Annotated in this window: 17 protein-coding genes; 14 read left to right on the top strand and 3 right to left on the bottom strand. The window is 68.3% G+C overall.

Annotation, left to right across the window (positions count from 1 at the left end; genetic code table 11):
- The first annotated feature begins 1 nt into the window (after position 1).
- The 14 genes from MUN78_RS06965 to MUN78_RS06900 all read left to right on the top strand — a co-directional run bounded on the left by MUN78_RS06965 (position 2) and on the right by MUN78_RS06900 (position 12,541).
- Positions 2-322, top strand: coding sequence for a hypothetical protein (locus MUN78_RS06965; protein ID WP_244729601.1), 321 nt, complete (start codon positions 2-4; stop codon positions 320-322).
- Positions 315-731: a minor capsid protein gene (locus MUN78_RS06960; RefSeq protein WP_244729599.1), complete on the top strand. Its 417-nt coding sequence runs from the start codon at positions 315-317 to the stop codon at positions 729-731. The genes MUN78_RS06965 and MUN78_RS06960 overlap by 8 nt, the downstream gene beginning before the upstream one ends.
- Entirely contained in the window at positions 728-1,486 is a 759-nt protein-coding gene (locus MUN78_RS06955; RefSeq protein WP_244729597.1) for a phage tail tube protein, read from the top strand. Before MUN78_RS06960 ends, MUN78_RS06955 begins: the two co-directional genes overlap by 4 nt.
- Before the next feature lie 25 nt (positions 1,487-1,511).
- Positions 1,512-1,895 (top strand): DUF7426 family protein, encoded by a 384-nt coding sequence (locus tag MUN78_RS06950; protein ID WP_244729595.1) that lies wholly within the window; start codon positions 1,512-1,514, stop codon positions 1,893-1,895.
- A complete protein-coding gene (locus tag MUN78_RS06945) occupies positions 1,892-2,212 on the top strand; it encodes a hypothetical protein (protein WP_244729593.1) in 321 nt (106 codons plus the stop codon). Before MUN78_RS06950 ends, MUN78_RS06945 begins: the two co-directional genes overlap by 4 nt.
- 4 nt (positions 2,213-2,216) lie before the next feature.
- Positions 2,217-5,267 (top strand): phage tail tape measure protein, encoded by a 3,051-nt coding sequence (locus MUN78_RS06940; RefSeq protein ID WP_244729592.1) that lies wholly within the window; start codon positions 2,217-2,219, stop codon positions 5,265-5,267.
- A 34-nt stretch (positions 5,268-5,301) separates the two neighbouring features.
- Complete coding sequence (locus MUN78_RS06935; protein WP_244729590.1) at positions 5,302-6,108, top strand: hypothetical protein; 807 nt, start codon at positions 5,302-5,304, stop codon at positions 6,106-6,108.
- Complete coding sequence (locus tag MUN78_RS06930) at positions 6,108-6,977, top strand: hypothetical protein (RefSeq protein ID WP_244729588.1); 870 nt, start codon at positions 6,108-6,110, stop codon at positions 6,975-6,977. The genes MUN78_RS06935 and MUN78_RS06930 overlap by 1 nt, the downstream gene beginning before the upstream one ends.
- Positions 6,978-6,989: 12 nt before the next feature.
- Positions 6,990-8,108: a hypothetical protein gene (locus MUN78_RS06925; protein ID WP_244729586.1), complete on the top strand. Its 1,119-nt coding sequence runs from the start codon at positions 6,990-6,992 to the stop codon at positions 8,106-8,108.
- A gap of 8 nt (positions 8,109-8,116) precedes the next feature.
- Positions 8,117-8,686, top strand: a complete 570-nt coding sequence (locus MUN78_RS06920; RefSeq protein ID WP_244729584.1) for a hypothetical protein — start codon at positions 8,117-8,119, stop codon at positions 8,684-8,686.
- 17 nt (positions 8,687-8,703) lie between these two features.
- Positions 8,704-10,851, top strand: a complete 2,148-nt coding sequence (locus tag MUN78_RS06915) for a glycoside hydrolase family 55 protein (protein ID WP_244729582.1) — start codon at positions 8,704-8,706, stop codon at positions 10,849-10,851.
- A gap of 38 nt (positions 10,852-10,889) precedes the next feature.
- The gene (locus MUN78_RS06910; protein ID WP_244729581.1) at positions 10,890-11,774 is read left to right on the top strand and encodes a M23 family metallopeptidase; all 885 of its coding nucleotides are present in this window, start codon (positions 10,890-10,892) and stop codon (positions 11,772-11,774) included.
- Positions 11,775-11,868: 94 nt separating this feature from the next.
- Positions 11,869-12,240 (top strand): hypothetical protein, encoded by a 372-nt coding sequence (locus tag MUN78_RS06905; RefSeq protein ID WP_244729579.1) that lies wholly within the window; start codon positions 11,869-11,871, stop codon positions 12,238-12,240.
- Between the two features lie 10 nt (positions 12,241-12,250).
- A complete protein-coding gene (locus MUN78_RS06900) occupies positions 12,251-12,541 on the top strand; it encodes a hypothetical protein (protein WP_244729577.1) in 291 nt (96 codons plus the stop codon).
- Positions 12,542-12,599: 58 nt separating this feature from the next.
- On the opposite strand, the gene MUN78_RS06895 is transcribed toward MUN78_RS06900, so the two are convergent.
- Genes MUN78_RS06895 through MUN78_RS06885 form a run of 3 tightly spaced genes read right to left on the bottom strand, consistent with a single transcriptional unit; the run spans position 12,600 to position 13,772 of the window.
- Complete coding sequence (locus MUN78_RS06895) at positions 12,600-13,241, bottom strand: SOS response-associated peptidase family protein (protein WP_244729575.1); 642 nt, start codon at positions 13,239-13,241, stop codon at positions 12,600-12,602.
- Between the two features lie 40 nt (positions 13,242-13,281).
- Positions 13,282-13,497 (bottom strand): hypothetical protein, encoded by a 216-nt coding sequence (locus MUN78_RS06890; RefSeq protein ID WP_244729573.1) that lies wholly within the window; start codon positions 13,495-13,497, stop codon positions 13,282-13,284.
- Positions 13,497-13,772, bottom strand: coding sequence for a hypothetical protein (locus MUN78_RS06885; protein WP_244729572.1), 276 nt, complete (start codon positions 13,770-13,772; stop codon positions 13,497-13,499). Before MUN78_RS06885 ends, MUN78_RS06890 begins: the two co-directional genes overlap by 1 nt.
- Between the last annotated feature and the right edge of the window lie 347 nt (positions 13,773-14,119).

Genomic DNA, 14,119 nt, shown 5'->3' with positions numbered 1-14,119 from the left:
CGTGAAGTTCTACACACCCGTGCTGAACGAAGTCGAAGCCGCGGCGCGGGACGGGCTGCGCGAAGGCCTGGGTGCGATGCTCGAGCGGTCGAACGAGCTCGCGCCGAAAGACGACCTCGACCTGGTGAAGTCGGGCGCGGTGCGCATCGACGACCTCACCGGACAGGTCTCGTACTCGGCGCTGCACGCCGCCTGGCAGCACGAGAACCTCGAATGGGAGCACGAGGACGGCGGGCAGGCGAAGTTCCTCGAGGCGGCCGCCGAGCAGGTCGACGTCGCGGCCTTCGTCGCGGCACGCACCCGGGAGCGGCTCGGTGGATGATGCGACTCTCACGCGACGTATCTGCCGGATCCTCGCCCGCCTTCCCGGGTGGGACGGTCCCGAGCTCGCGAAGCATGCCGGCGCAGACGTCGCGATCTTCTACGGCGCGATCGGCGAGAAGCCAGATCGCGCCGTAGGGGTGCGCGTCTATGCCGACGTGGTGCGCGGGGATGACGCCCGCGAAGCGCGGCGCATTCAACTGCGTCTTCGTGGTGCGCGCGACGCCCCGGACGACGCCGACCAGATGGCGAGCGTCGCGCACGCCGTCCTCGACGGGATCGCCCGAACCGACGGGCTGAATGCCGCCCGCCGGGAATCCTTCACGCAGCTCGGCGCCGACCAGAACCGGCGCGAGCAGCGATCCGACAACTACTTGATCATCATCGACAACCTGGAGGCACTCACATGAACGCTCGCGTTCCCCTTCCCGCCGGGCACTCGCTCGGCAAGTCCTTCGAGCACGGGCTCGACATCAACCTCGGGCTTCCGGGCTCCCCTGAGTGGCAGAGCGTCCGGCGCATGAGCGCATGGGCGCCCACCTACCCGGAGACCACGGAAGCCGTCACGTCCTATGACGATCTCGGCGCATCTAACGAGGATGTGACCGGCCGCAGCTTCGCGACCGCGTTCACGGTTCAGGCGAACCGATCCCTGACCACGGGCCTCTACCTCCCCGAGGTGGAGGTGCTCCTCGCCGCGTCCCGCGCGAAGGGCGAGGCCGCCGTCGTCGACGTGCGCTGGTACCACAAGCCGGAGTTCGGTACCCCGAACCCGACGGATGCCGGCCGTGCCAACTGCCGCGTTTCCGTGTCGCGCCAGAACACCGGCGACGCGCAGAACGAGATCCTCGCCGTCACGCTCACCGGCAAGGGCGAGTTCGAGAAGATCCCGAACCCGTTCACCGGATGGGGAGCCACCGTACCGGTCCTCGCCGGCCTCACCCCGGCCGGCGCTGGCACCGGGGATCTGGTCGTTCTCAACGGCGCCGGACTCCTCGGCGCCACCTCGATCACCGTCGACGGCGACCCTGCCGAGGACATGGTCGTGATCAGCGCCTCCTCGGTCGCGTTCATCCTCCCGGTGGGCGATGCGGGCGACGTCCCGATCATCGTCACGACCGCTGCGGGATCGTCCGCACCGCTCACCTACACCCGAGGAGCGTGAGCGTGAGCGCCGTCGACTTCGAATCGTGGGCGGTGCCAGCGCTGGACCTGACGCTCGGGGCCGCACCTACAAGGTGCAGCCCCCGAGCGTCGAGGCGGCGGCGCAGGTGCTCGCCGCCGCGGTGCGCGGTGAGGTGAACCTCGGCATCCATGAAGGGCCCATCCCCGAGGAAGTCGAGAGCATCCTGCGCACCATCAAGCCCGGTACCCACCCTGCCCTCGGCAGCGTGTACGACGAGCTCATCGCTGACGGCGTCCACGAGGTGACCGTCGACCGCATGGCTTACTACGCCGTCTTCTACTGGGCGCGCGGCAAGCCGTACGCGGACAAGATCGCGACGGTCCTGTGGACGCCCCGGGAGCTTGCGGAGGCGGAGGAAGGCGGCGAGTCAGCCCCAAAAGGCTCGTGACCGCTGAGGACTGGGCGCCGTACGGCATCGGAGAGCCCGATGCCGACGGCTGGTTCCCGGACTACCGGCCGGTGCCGGAGGAGCTCCGTCCCGCAGAGTCCGCAGCGGTCACCCCCACGGGCAAGGACACCGTCGACACGTCCCTCGTCGCCTTGGTCTCGCACTGGCGACTCGTGGTCGCAGACCTCGCCCTCCACTACCACGTCGACCTCTACGACCCGGCCGTGCTCGCGCGGCCCTGGCCTGGGGTGCGAACGATGATCTTCTCCCTGCTCGACTCCGACACGCGGCTCCGCGCCGCTCTCACCAGGAGGTGACCCCGTGACGCTGCGCGCGGCCGAACTCGAAGTCCTCTACACCGTGAACACCGACCAGGTGCAGAAGGCCGAGAAGGACGTGCGCGCGTCCGGGGAACGGCTCGAGAAGAAGCCCATCTCCACGAAGATCGAGTCGGACGAAGCCAGCGCGATCGCCGGCATGGACCGTGTCGAAGGCGAAGCCAAGCGCCTCGTCTCCGCCGACACCGTCGTGAAGCTCGACGCCGAGATCGACCGAGCCGAGAAGGGCATCGACCGCACCAAGGCGCGGCTCGAGGACCTGCAGGTGAAGGCCGACGCCGGCCTAGACGTGAAGGCCGACACGGCGCGTGCCGAAGCGCAGCTGCAGAAGATGGAGCGCAGCCTCGCCGGTCTGAAGGACGCTCGCACGAGAATCGAGCTCGACGCCGATGCGAGTGCCGCGCTCGCCGCTCTCGGGCAGGTGGAGTCGGGCACGAAGCGTCTCGTCTCCGCGGACGTGGTCGCGAAGGTCGACGCTGACATCACGTCCGCGACTCGGAACGTGACCCGTATCCAGGCAGAGCTCGAGGTGCTGAACGCGCAGGAGCCGTCGCCTCGCGTGCTGGTCGACATCTCGCGCGCGGAGTCCCGCCTCGACACTGCACAGAAGAAGCTCGCAAGCCTCGAGGGTGCGCGGGCGACGATGGAGATCGACGCTGACACCTCGTCCGCAGAAGCCTCGTTCAACGAAGCAGAGGCCGCGGCGGGAGCGTCCGGCGCCGAATCCGGCGCCGCTTTCAGCTCGAGCGTCATCACCGCGCTCGCCTCGATCCCGATCGCGGGCGCGATCATCGGCGTCGGCGCCGCGGCGGGCAAGCTGCTCGTCGACGAGTTCCAGGACGCCCTCAAGATCGAGGTGCGCCAGGATCGGTTGCAGGCGCTCACCGGCATCGATGAGAGCGACGCGCAGCGGCTCGGTCGCGCCGCCGGCGAAGCCTATGCCGGCACCTTCGGCGAGTCCATCGAGGCGAACATGGACACCGCACGACTCGCCCTACAGTTCGACCTCATCGACGCGGATTCCAGCACCCGGAGCTCTCAGCGCGTCATCGAGGGGCTGTCCGGGATCTCCGACGTGCTCGACGAGGACGTGCGCCCAATTGCGGCCGCCGTCACCACGATGCTCAGCACGGGACTCGTGAAGTCCGCAGACGAGGCATTCGACCTGATCGCCGTCGGCGCCCGCGAGGGCGTCAACCGCAACGAGGATCTGATCGACACACTCACCGAGTACCCGACGCTTTTCTCGAAACTCGGACTCTCCGGTGAGGAGGCACTGGGACTCGTGAGCCAGGGCATGCGCGCCGGCGCGCGCAACTCCGATCTCGCGGCAGACGCCTTGAAGGAGTTCCAGATCCGCGCGACCGATGCGTCCGAGGCCAGCGCCGAGGGCTTCGCAGCGATCGGACTGAACGCCGAGGAGATGACGGCCAAGATCGCCGCCGGCGGCGACGGCGCGCGCGAAGGGCTCGCGCAGGTCCTCGACGGACTCCGCGAGATGGAAGACCCGGTCGCCAGGAACGCGGCAGCAGTGAAGCTCTTCGGTACCCAGGCCGAGGACCTCGGAGACTCGCTCTTCGCGATGGACCTCTCGACTGCCGTCGACCAGCTCGGTAGCGTGACCGGCGCCGCGCAGAAGATGTTCGACACCCTGAAGGACAACGACGCGACCAAGATGGAGCAGGCACAGCGCAACATCGAAGTCGCCGCGGACGGCATCAAGGGAGCGCTCGCGTCGGCCTTCGCGGATCCCCTCGGTGAGGCCGCAGATTGGGTGTCGCAGAACCGTGGCCCCGTGCTCGATTTCTTCCGAGATCTCGTCAACGGCGCGATCGACTTCGGCGTGCAGATGGTGGAGGGGACGGCCGATACGACGCTCGCGTTCGGCGAGTTCGTGTCCGGGCCGCTCGCCTCCGCAGTGGAGGGCCTACGCGGACTGATCAAGCTGATCAACCCGCTGCAGGATATGTCCGAGATCGACGGCCTCATCGAGGACATGCGCGGTTTCGACGAGCAGACCGAGATCGCCGCGGAGAGCATCCGGTCCCTCACCGGGGGACTCGAGACCGCGCGCGACAAGGCGAACGAACTCCTCGACCCCGCAGTCGCCATGGGGTACCTCAACGACGCGAGCCTCTCGCTCGCGTCCTCGATCGACGAGATCGGGTACTCCGCGGATGGTGCGCGGATCGCGCTCGATGACATCGACCTGTCGCACCTTGCGGCATCGGAGTCCGGCGCGCTGCTCGAGTCGCAGATCCGTGCGGCGACGTCGGCGCTGAACGACGAGCTCGCCGCCGCGATCCAGGCAGGGGAGGGGCAGGACGATCTGGCCGCGCGCTACAACGCCGGCACGGACGCGCTCGTGGCGCAGCTCACGCAGATGGGACTCACTGAGGACCAGGCGTGGGAGCTCATCAACTCCTACAACCAGATCCCGGGGGAGAAGCGCACCACCCTCTCCGACAACGCCGTAGAGCGGAAGGTTGAGATCGACGGCCTGCGGGTCAAGATCAAGACTTTGCCCGACGGTCATGTCGAGATCCACGCCGACACGACCCCGGCATCCAACGCGCTGAACATCTGGATGCGGGAAGCGCCGAAGGTGCTGACTGTCGAAGCGCAGATGAAGTGGGTGGGCCAAAACTCGAACCCGATGCTGAGGAACCATGACGGCGGCGTGCTGGAGTTCATGGCCGACGGTGGACTGCGCGGCCTCAGCCCCATGCAGCCGATCGCGCAGATGGTCCCAGCGAACACCTGGCGCGTTGTCGGCGATCGCGGGGACGTCCCCGAAGCGTACGTGCCGCTCGACGGGTCCACCCGTTCGTGGGCGATCCTCCTCGAGGCGCTCAGCCGCATGCCCGGATCCATGCGACCCATGGCCGACGGCGGAATCCTCGGCGCACCAGCCACCCCGTCCCGACCGAGCACGCCGGTGAACATCTCGATCCAGGTCACCACCAACGACCCGCACCCCGACCTGTTCGCTCGTCGGCTCGGACAAAGCCTCGAGGAGGTACTCAATGCCTGACGAAGGGTCGTGGCTATCCCTCTGTGGAGTCACGATGTCAGGAACGCTCGTCCCCGACCAGGGCCTCAAGTTCCTCGACATCCAGGGCTGGTGGGGCCTCACCCCTTCCCGCGGCCGACCCGACCCACTGCCCGGCGAGTCCGGCACGTACCGGCGCAGCACGATCCGCCGCGACGCCCGAGCCATCACGATCCCCGGCGAGATCCGCACCGCCGACAACCGTGAACTCCACGCGGTCATCGACCGGCTCACCACCGCGCTCGCCGCGGGGGCGGGCCGGTTGGTGTTCTTCACGCCGGCCGCGGGTCAGTGGGAGCGGTGGGTGGAGATCGATCGTCTCGACATCGATCCAGACCATGGTCGCTCTGTGACGAAGTTCACGATCGACGTGATCGCACCTGATCCCCGTCGGTATGGGCCGGTGCAGACGGTGGGGCCCGTGGGCCTCCCGGAGGTGTCCGGCGGCATGCGGCTCCCTCGAAGATTCCCGTGGAACTTCGGCCAGGTCGCCGCGGGCGGCCGGCTGCTCGTCCCGAATGCAGGGAGCATCCCGCTGATGCCGCGCCTGCTGATCTCGGGCGCCTTCGAAGCGGTCGCTGTGCGAGACGTGACAGCGGGGCGTCGGCTCCGGCTCGAGTGGCCGGTGCACGAGGGGGAAACCCTCGTGCTGGATCTCCGCCGACGTCGCGCCGAGATCGGCTCGTCAGAGGTGACCCGCTGGATGACATCTCGGCAGTGGGGCGCGGTCGAGCCGGGCGCGACGCACGAGTTTCGTTTCGAGGTCGAGGGGCGCATCGGCTCCCCGCAGATGACCGCCCAGTTTCAGATTGGAGCACCCTAGTGGCAATTCCCGGTTTCCCCTCGTCGGACTACGACTGGAGCGGCCCCGAGGTCGCGGCGGCGCTCGCCGGCCTGATCGTGCGCGACATGGTCGGCGCGCCACGCCCCGGCATCCTGCCCTCGCGCCCGGACCTGGTGCGCGGTCGCAGCGACTGGTCCTACGACGTATCGCCGTTCGTCGCTGTGCGCGTCGACGAGCGCGAGATCCTCATCGGCCCGTCCGTGGATCTCGAGTCCGTGCCGACGTCGCCGGCACCATCGGCGAACGCTCGCATCGACGTCGTCTACTCCCGTCCCGCCGAGATCGGTGCGGGGGAGACGTCCGAGGCGGTGTTCGTGGCGCAGGGTGCTGCATCTGCCGTGCCGTCGAAGCCCGCCCTGCCGGCCGGCGCCGTCGAGCTCGCGACGTTCCGGGTGTCGGCCGGCAACACGAACACCTCGGCCGCGGTCGCGACGCAGACGTTTCCAACGACGGTGTGCGCCGGCGGTGTGCTCCCCTTCAGGTCGACCGCGGAGATGACCAGCTTCCTCGCAGTGCCCGACCAGCTCGCCATCGTCGCGGGCGTCCTCTATCGCCGTCAGGGCTCCGCCTGGGTGGAGGCCGTGCAGAAGCCGCGCGAACACAGGACGAACGTGCCACTCGCCGCGCTCGCCGCAGGGGCGACTCGCACCGTGCCCGTCACGTTCCCCTCGGGTCGCTTCACGTCGACTCCGTCTATGCCGGTGATCACGCTGCGTGCGTCTGGCGGATCCGCGCGCGGGGTCTCGGCATCGATCAGTGGCATGGATGCGGCCGGCTGCAACGTGAACCTCGTCAACGACTCGGAATCATCTCGCGATGTCGGGGCGTGGGTGCAGTTCCTGGAATGAGAGGAGGCGACGATGCGCGTCCTGCTGCATGAGACGGTGACCGGCGACGCAGTGTCCTCCGACCTCGACGTCACCGAGGCGACGTGGTCGACGGGCGTGTGCCGGGCCGATGAGGTGAGAGCCGTCGTCCCGGGGTATACCGGGAAGTCGATATGGCAGTACATGGTGCCGCGGAAGTTCACGATCAGCATCTCCGACGATGATCGTCGCGTGCGCGCCGCCGGGATGCTCTCGATCCCCGTCGCTGATAGTCGCGACGATGGTATGCACCGCGTCACGCTTCCGGGAGCCGGCATCGAGTCGATCTTCGAACGGCGGTATGTGCTGCCTCCCGCGTACTGGCCGTTGGTCGACGCCGAGGGCAACCCCATCGCCGCCCGTGATACCCGGATCACGGGCGTCGAGTACGGGACGATGATGAAGCGTCTCTACCAGCAGGCGATGTCTCACCCTGGTGCTGCCCTCCCCGTCTCCTGGGAGCCGGACCGGTCCGGCTCCCGTCAGGGTGAATGGTCGGCCATCGATGGGAAACCGGTGCAGGAGGCGGTCGCCGATATTGCTGACCTCGAGGGCGGGGTCGAGTGGGATTGGGTGCCGCAGCTCGATGAGAACGACCGTCTCACCTGGTCGCTCATCACCGCGCGGGACTCCGTGCAGGAAATCACGTCGGCCTTCTGGCACACGTGGCAGGTCGGGGGCGAGGAGCCGGACCTGCGTGAGCTCCAGGTGAAGGTCAGTCCCGAGTTCATGGTGCAGACCGCGTTCATGGCCGGCGGTCGCCGCGGGGACCAGGTGATGCTGGCGCGGGCGACTGGCAGCGACCTGATCGACGCGGGCCTGCCGCTCTCGGAGGACTGGGACTCGTCGCACTCATCGGTGTCGGTGCAGGCGACGTTGGATTCCTGGGCTCGGCGCCGGCTCGACGAGGGTGCCGCGCCGGTGCAGTACTGGCGAGCAGAGGTGCGTGCAGATCGTGCGGCAGGGCTCCGGCACGGGGACTGGTGCACGATCGAGGTGCTCGATCACTGGCTGATTCCGGATGGCTCTTATGAGCGGCGCATCCTCGAGGTTTCGGGTACGTCCGACAGCGAATGGCTGGGGGTCGTTGTGGCGGGGATGAGCACATGGTGAGTGGGCGCATGTACACCCCGGACGATAAGCGGATCCCGGCAGAGCTGAAGCGGATGCAGCGCTCGATCGCGGATTCTCAACGCGCTACGGGTACGGAGCGAGAGCGTTCTCTGCTTCGCCTGCAGGAGCAAGTCGAGGAGCTTGTTGCTCGCTCGGTCACAACGCTCGAGCCCGCGGACCTGGACATCTCGGCCGATACGCCGAGCATGTTCCCGACCGCGACGCGGGCATTCACGTTCCCGGCGCCGCAGCTCAGCGGCCGCGTTGCAACGCTCACGCTCGCTGCGGACGTGCTCCGCACGACCTCATCAGGGAACATCACGCTCTGGATCGAGCTGCTCCAGGCGAACGTCGTCACGTGGCGACGTACCGGCGCCATGTTCATCGGCGACGCGAATTCGGCCCCGCCCGGCTGGGCGTCGACGCAATACCTGAACGACACGATCCAGATCGCGGTTCCGAGCGAGGCCGAGGCATCCATGCAGCTTCGCCTCTACGCGCATACCTTCGTCGCCGGAACGGTGACGGCCCGTATGCAGAACATCCGCGCGACGCTCGAGTACGGCGCGCGCATCTAGACGAAGGAGGTCACCGTATGGTGATCATCACGGGCCGCGTCGCAGATAGCGCCGGCCAGTACGCAGCGGGCCGGATCGAGTTCTCGCAGGCACAGCGCATCGACACGGGCGAGCTGCTCGTGACTGGTGCCGTCGCTGTGGCGCAGGTGACGGATGGCGAGCTGCGCGCGCTCGACGGCGCCCCGTTCGTGCTGCCGGCGAATCCTGAGGGCACGGCGGTGCGCGTACGCGAGCTGCTCGGCGGCCGATCGTTCGAGTGGTGGACGGCGGTGCCCGACGTCGATGCGGTCGAGTACCGCGAGCTCCCGGCGGTCGAGACGGCGGGTGTGCCCGCGTCGCCGTGGGGGCCGCCGCCGTGGCTCGTCGAGGCGAAGCAGATGCGGGACGAGACCGTGCAGGCTATCGCCGACGGGCGGGACATCGCGGACGCGCTGGGCGGGCTCGCGGGGATCAACGCCGCCGTCGCTGCCGCTGAGGCGGCGGCCGTCGGTGCAGCCGGCGAGCGCGCCGAGGCCGCGTCGCAGGCGGACCGGGCGGAGGCCGCGGCCGACTCCATCGACATGTCCGCGATCAACACGAGGCTCGACGGCGTCGACGCCGAGATCGCGGGCCGGACGACGCAGGCCCAGGTCGAGACGCTCGTGCGCGAGGTCGCAGTGTCGGTGAAGCGGTACGGGGCGGTCGGCAACGGGGTCGCGAATGACGGGCCCGCGATCCAGGCCGCGCTCAACGCGAACCGGAACGTCTTCATCCCGCCGGGCACGTACATCATCGGGCAGGAGCTGAAGGTTCCCTCGAACACCCGACTGGTGGGGGCGGGCATCGATCAGACGATCCTGCGCGCGTCGTCGTCGCTGCACCAATCGCAGAACATGATCACGAACGCGAAGAACTCGCGCACCGCGCGCACCGACTACGACCGGAACATCTACATCGCTGATATGACGGTCGATAGCGCATCGACGGCCCGGCCGACGGGCGGCACTGCGTGGGAGTCGGGCGCGTGCGGGGTGAACTTCGCGACCGTGGAGCACTCGCAGATCGAGCGGGTGAAGAGCATCAACGCGCCCTTGTACTGCTTCACCGTGGATGCGTCGATCTACCGGACCACGGAGGACGCGTGGGAGTACATGCCGGGCCCGTCCCGCTACATCACGATCCGCGATTGTATCGGGATCGACTCGCGCGTCGACGATGCCTTCACGACGCACTACTCGCACGACATCCTGATCGAGGGCTGCGTCGCGATCCGTACCATTGCGCCGAGCACGACGGGTGGTATCAATAACGGCTTCGAGGTCGACGAGGGCAGCTACAGGGTGACGCTCCGCAACTGCTACGCGACGGGCTGGGAGACCGGCTTCCAGATCAAAGGGCACGAGGACACGCGGCCGGCCCGCGACGTGTGGCTCTACAACTGCATCGCCGAGGGGTGCGGCGTGGGGTATGCGCTCTCGGGCACCGCGTCGACGAAGTATCCGGCACAGCTCGCCCGGGAAGCTTGCAACGTCCTCCTCGACGGGTGCATGAACATCGGGAATGTGACGGTCGGGACGCAGGGCGAGATGCTCGCCGCGATCAAGATCTACTCCTACTCGAACGTCACGGTCCGCGACTTCCGCAGCGTCGACTCGACGCATGGCGGGATCACGATGGTGATGGCCGAGCAGGTCACCCTCGACGGCATCGTCGGGGAGAACGTGTGGAACCTGCCCGCGGGCAACCCGGGATCTGGGTGGATCCGCCTCACGAGCGACGTCGTCGGCGGCATCAAGATCCGCAACGTCGAAGTCATCGGGCCAGTGACCGGACCCCTGATCCGCAACAACGCGACCGGCGGGGCGGTGTCGCTCGAGGTTGACGGCGTGATCGGCACGGCGCCCGCGTCGTCGGCGTTCCCGCTCGCCTCGGATGCGTTCCTCTCCACGGTACGCACCTACCGGCGCATGTCGGGGACGGGATTCTCGAAGCTCCTCGAGATCCGTGGCGGGTCGGGCGCGACGTCGGTCCTCGAGGAATGGGGGAGCACCTCTCGCGGGGCGGGCACCCCTGAGGGGAACGTAGTCGCGCCGCCCGGCTACCTCTACCTCAACTCCGCCGGCGGCGCCGCGGCGATGTTCATCAAGCGAACGGGGACGGCCGCGACCGGCTGGGCGCAGATATAGCCGGCCGCGCCCGCCCCGACCTAGCGAAGGAGGACTCGATGGTTTACCTGCAGATGCCGGTCGACGGCACGCTCACCGACCCTTTTGGGCCGCGCGGCTCCGTGCCTGGGCTCGGTGATCTCGGCCTGCACACGGGCCGGGACATTGCGGCCCCGGAGGGCACACTCATCCACCCGGCCGCGCCCGGCGTCGTCACGAACGTCTGGTGGGACGCGTTCGTGGGCGGCGCCGGCGCCGGCGGGAACATGGTGGAGCTCGACCACGGAGGCGGGATCCGCACCCGCTATGCGCACATGGTCGACCCGTCGAACAAATCGGTAGGGGACTGGTGCACGCTCGACTCCGTGATCGGGCTGCTCGGCCAGTCCGGCGCCGCGAACGGACCGCACCTGCACCTCGAGCTGCTCGACAACGGGGTCTTCGTAGACCCCGACCCCTACCTGCATCCCCGCGCGGCCGCCGGTGATGCATCAACCGCGGTGCCCGTCGCGCCGCCCCGAGATCGGAGGAAGCCCGTGGCCTACATCACCCTCGACACGAACGGCAAGAAGGCACGACAGAAGATCACGCGCGACGCCCTGCTGCTGCATACCGACGACGCACGCTCGACCGCGCTCACCACGGTGCCGGGCGACTACGCGCTCGCCGTCGAGATCGCGGTGAAGGGGGCGCCAGGGACGGTGGTGCGCCTCGTCGCCCGCCGGTACGTCTACGACGCTGCAGCGAAGCGATACTCCGAGTACACCTACCTGAACACGGACGATCTGGTGGTCGGCCCGTCTGGCACGGGGCGGCGCACGTTCCCTGTCTCGAACCGGGTATCGGGTGCCGGGCAGCGTATCGGGGTATCGGCGCAGGTAGTACGCGGCGATGATGTCGAGGTGACCCGGTACGCGGCGAAGGGGCACCAGTGGGAGCTCTGATCTGGACGGGTATCGGTGTGGCAGTGCTGCTGCTCATCGTCGTACTCGTCGTCGGCGCGAAGCTCGGAGGCCGCGGGTGACGTCGGATCCGCTGGTGATCACCAGCCTGATCGGCCTCGGGGGTGTGGCACTGACGGCCGTGGCTGCGTTCCTTGGGTCGTGGCTGCAGCGGCGGTCCATGCAGGAGCAGATGCGCGCGCAGGCGGAGGCCGCGCAGGAGCAGATGCGCGAACAGGCGCGGTCGGCGCAGAAGAGCGCCGAGCACCTCATGATCGACCAACTGCAGGAAGAGCTCAAGGGGTATCGTGCGGCGTCTGATGCGCGGGCGACCGCGCAGGACGAGCGCATGAATCGACTCGAGCAGTACTCGGACGGGTACCGCTCGCATGCCCACGAGCTGCGCTCGTGGATCTGGGATGGGAGACCGCCTCCGCCACCTCCGTGGCCGGAGGGGCTCCCGAAGTGAAGGAGGAAATATGGCAAGGATCGTGCCCGACGAGGTGCGGGTGGCGGCGAAGCGTGGTTTCGTCCGCTCGACGGCGCAGGCGTACGCGACGGCACTGGCTGGTGGTGTGTCGGCAACGACGGTGCTTGCGGTCGCGACCGGCGAAGTGCCGGTGCTCGCAACAGTCGTGACGTGGGCGGTTGCCTTGGTCTCGCCGCTCGCGGCTGGTGCCGCGTCGTATCTCGACATCTTGTCCAAGGGGATCCCAACGGACTACATCCCCTCGGCCCCTCAGGAACAGGCGGGCAGCCACGCGGCCTGACCTTAATTCGATCGGACCCCCTCTCGGCCTCACCGCCGGGAGGGGTCTTTTCGTCGTTCTATGCCGCGGTGAGCGCGCGCGAGATCTCGTCGGATCCGTGCTGCACCTGGGTGACGAGCTCAGCGTCGCCCGGGCGCTCGGGGTCGAGCCAGTCGTCGTGCATGTCGCGCGGCAGCACGAGCGGCATCCGCGAGTCGCCGCGGGAGGTGATGACGGTCGCGGCCTCGCCGACGCCGGCGCGGGTCACGAGCGAGTAGGAGATCGTCGTCTCGTCGCCGACGGTGCGCGGCGCCATGATCGCGGCCATGCCGAAGATCTCTCCGCCGGGGAGCGCCCACCGCTTCTTCCCCTCGAAATACCAGTTGGCGGGGAGGATGGCCCGATGCTGGAACGGGCGCCGCCACTTCGACATCAGTGCGTCGTCCCTCGAGTTGAACGCGGTGTACTTCGCAGGCTGCCCTCCGACGTGCAGCCACCACCAGGCCAGCTCGAGCCGGCGCTCGCCGTCGGCGTCCTGCCAGATGATGGGGTTGAGATTCGTCAAGCCGTTCTTGCGGGTCCGGCTCGTGTTCGCCTTCCCGCCCCACGCGGCCGCCCACTCAGCGAGCAGCTGCTGTGGCCCCTGCTCGCTCATCGGCGGGAGGTCGTCGGGCATGGGGATGCGGCGGCCGCTGCCGTCGAGACCATATGAAGCGCACATACCGGCAGGGTATGCCGCGCGGCCGCGGCGCGGAAGGGGGTTACTCGCCGTCGTATTCGTCGTAGTAGCGCCGGCGCGGGTTGGTCGTGGCCTTCATGAACAGCCGCACGAGTGAGCTCTTCTTCTCGAAGTAGGCATGCGCCTCGATCTCCCCGGCCGCGTACTGCTCCTCGAGCTCGCGCAGCGTCTCCGCTGCGGCGTTCGCATCGAAGCGTGAATGCGATCTGCCGAGACCGCCCGTCTCGCGGATCCCCATCAGTCGCGGATCACGCTGAGCATCTGCCACCCGGCGGGCACGAGCGCACGGAGTTCGGCCATCGTCTCGCCCGTGATCTCCTGCAGGCCGTCGCGGCGTGCGTAGGTTCCGGTCGCGGTGATCGCCGTCTCGCCTTTCGCCATCGATACCGGTGCCGAGATCAGCGCGAAGCCCGCTGGCCGCTGGTTCTCGAGCTGCTCGCGCACGTCCTCCAGACCTTCGCCCTTCACTTCGGTGGTGGTCGTTTCGATCTGGCGGATGGTGGCGCGGAGCATGGTGCCAGGATAGTCGGGTTGCGCTGTCAGCAGCCCCGCATATCATCGAACATACGTTCGAGGAGTGGTTCTAATGGTACGCAGGGATGGGCTGACCGCAACCCAGGCTTCCGACATCGACAGGATGCTGGATCGGTGGCGCACGACTCCGGTCCCACTCGGCCTGACGAAGCGGCAGCGAGAGCGGACAGGGCTCCCCCGCATGTGCGAGCCTGTCCCGGTCACGGTGTCGCTGCAGGTCACGTACACGTGGGTCGATGATGAGCTCGTAGATGGTGAGGTGATTGCACACACACCGCGGGCGGTTCTTGTCCGGATGCAGCTGCCGGGGTGGACGGAGCCTCAGC

Origin of the sequence: Leucobacter allii (genome assembly GCF_022919155.1) — a bacterium.
GTDB lineage: Bacteria > Actinomycetota > Actinomycetes > Actinomycetales > Microbacteriaceae > Leucobacter > Leucobacter allii.
The sequence above is the reverse complement of the archived record's forward strand: the minus strand, read 5'-3'. Positions and strand labels throughout refer to the sequence as shown.

Excerpts from the sequence above, each read along its gene's own strand:
- MUN78_RS06920 (WP_244729584.1), top strand. The coding sequence starts at position 8,117 with ATGTACACCCCGGACGATAAGCGGATCCCGGCAGAGCTGAAGCGGATG.
- MUN78_RS06955 (WP_244729597.1), top strand. The coding sequence starts at position 728 with ATGAACGCTCGCGTTCCCCTTCCCGCCGGGCACTCGCTCGGCAAGTCC.
- MUN78_RS06900 (WP_244729577.1), top strand. The coding sequence starts at position 12,251 with ATGGCAAGGATCGTGCCCGACGAGGTGCGGGTGGCGGCGAAGCGTGGT.
- MUN78_RS06935 (WP_244729590.1), top strand. The coding sequence starts at position 5,302 with ATGTCAGGAACGCTCGTCCCCGACCAGGGCCTCAAGTTCCTCGACATC.
- MUN78_RS06895 (WP_244729575.1), bottom strand. The coding sequence starts at position 13,241 with ATGTGCGCTTCATATGGTCTCGACGGCAGCGGCCGCCGCATCCCCATG.
- MUN78_RS06915 (WP_244729582.1), top strand. The coding sequence starts at position 8,704 with ATGGTGATCATCACGGGCCGCGTCGCAGATAGCGCCGGCCAGTACGCA.
- MUN78_RS06885 (WP_244729572.1), bottom strand. The coding sequence starts at position 13,772 with ATGCTCCGCGCCACCATCCGCCAGATCGAAACGACCACCACCGAAGTG.
- MUN78_RS06925 (WP_244729586.1), top strand. The coding sequence starts at position 6,990 with ATGCGCGTCCTGCTGCATGAGACGGTGACCGGCGACGCAGTGTCCTCC.
- MUN78_RS06890 (WP_244729573.1), bottom strand. The coding sequence starts at position 13,497 with ATGGGGATCCGCGAGACGGGCGGTCTCGGCAGATCGCATTCACGCTTC.
- MUN78_RS06910 (WP_244729581.1), top strand. The coding sequence starts at position 10,890 with ATGGTTTACCTGCAGATGCCGGTCGACGGCACGCTCACCGACCCTTTT.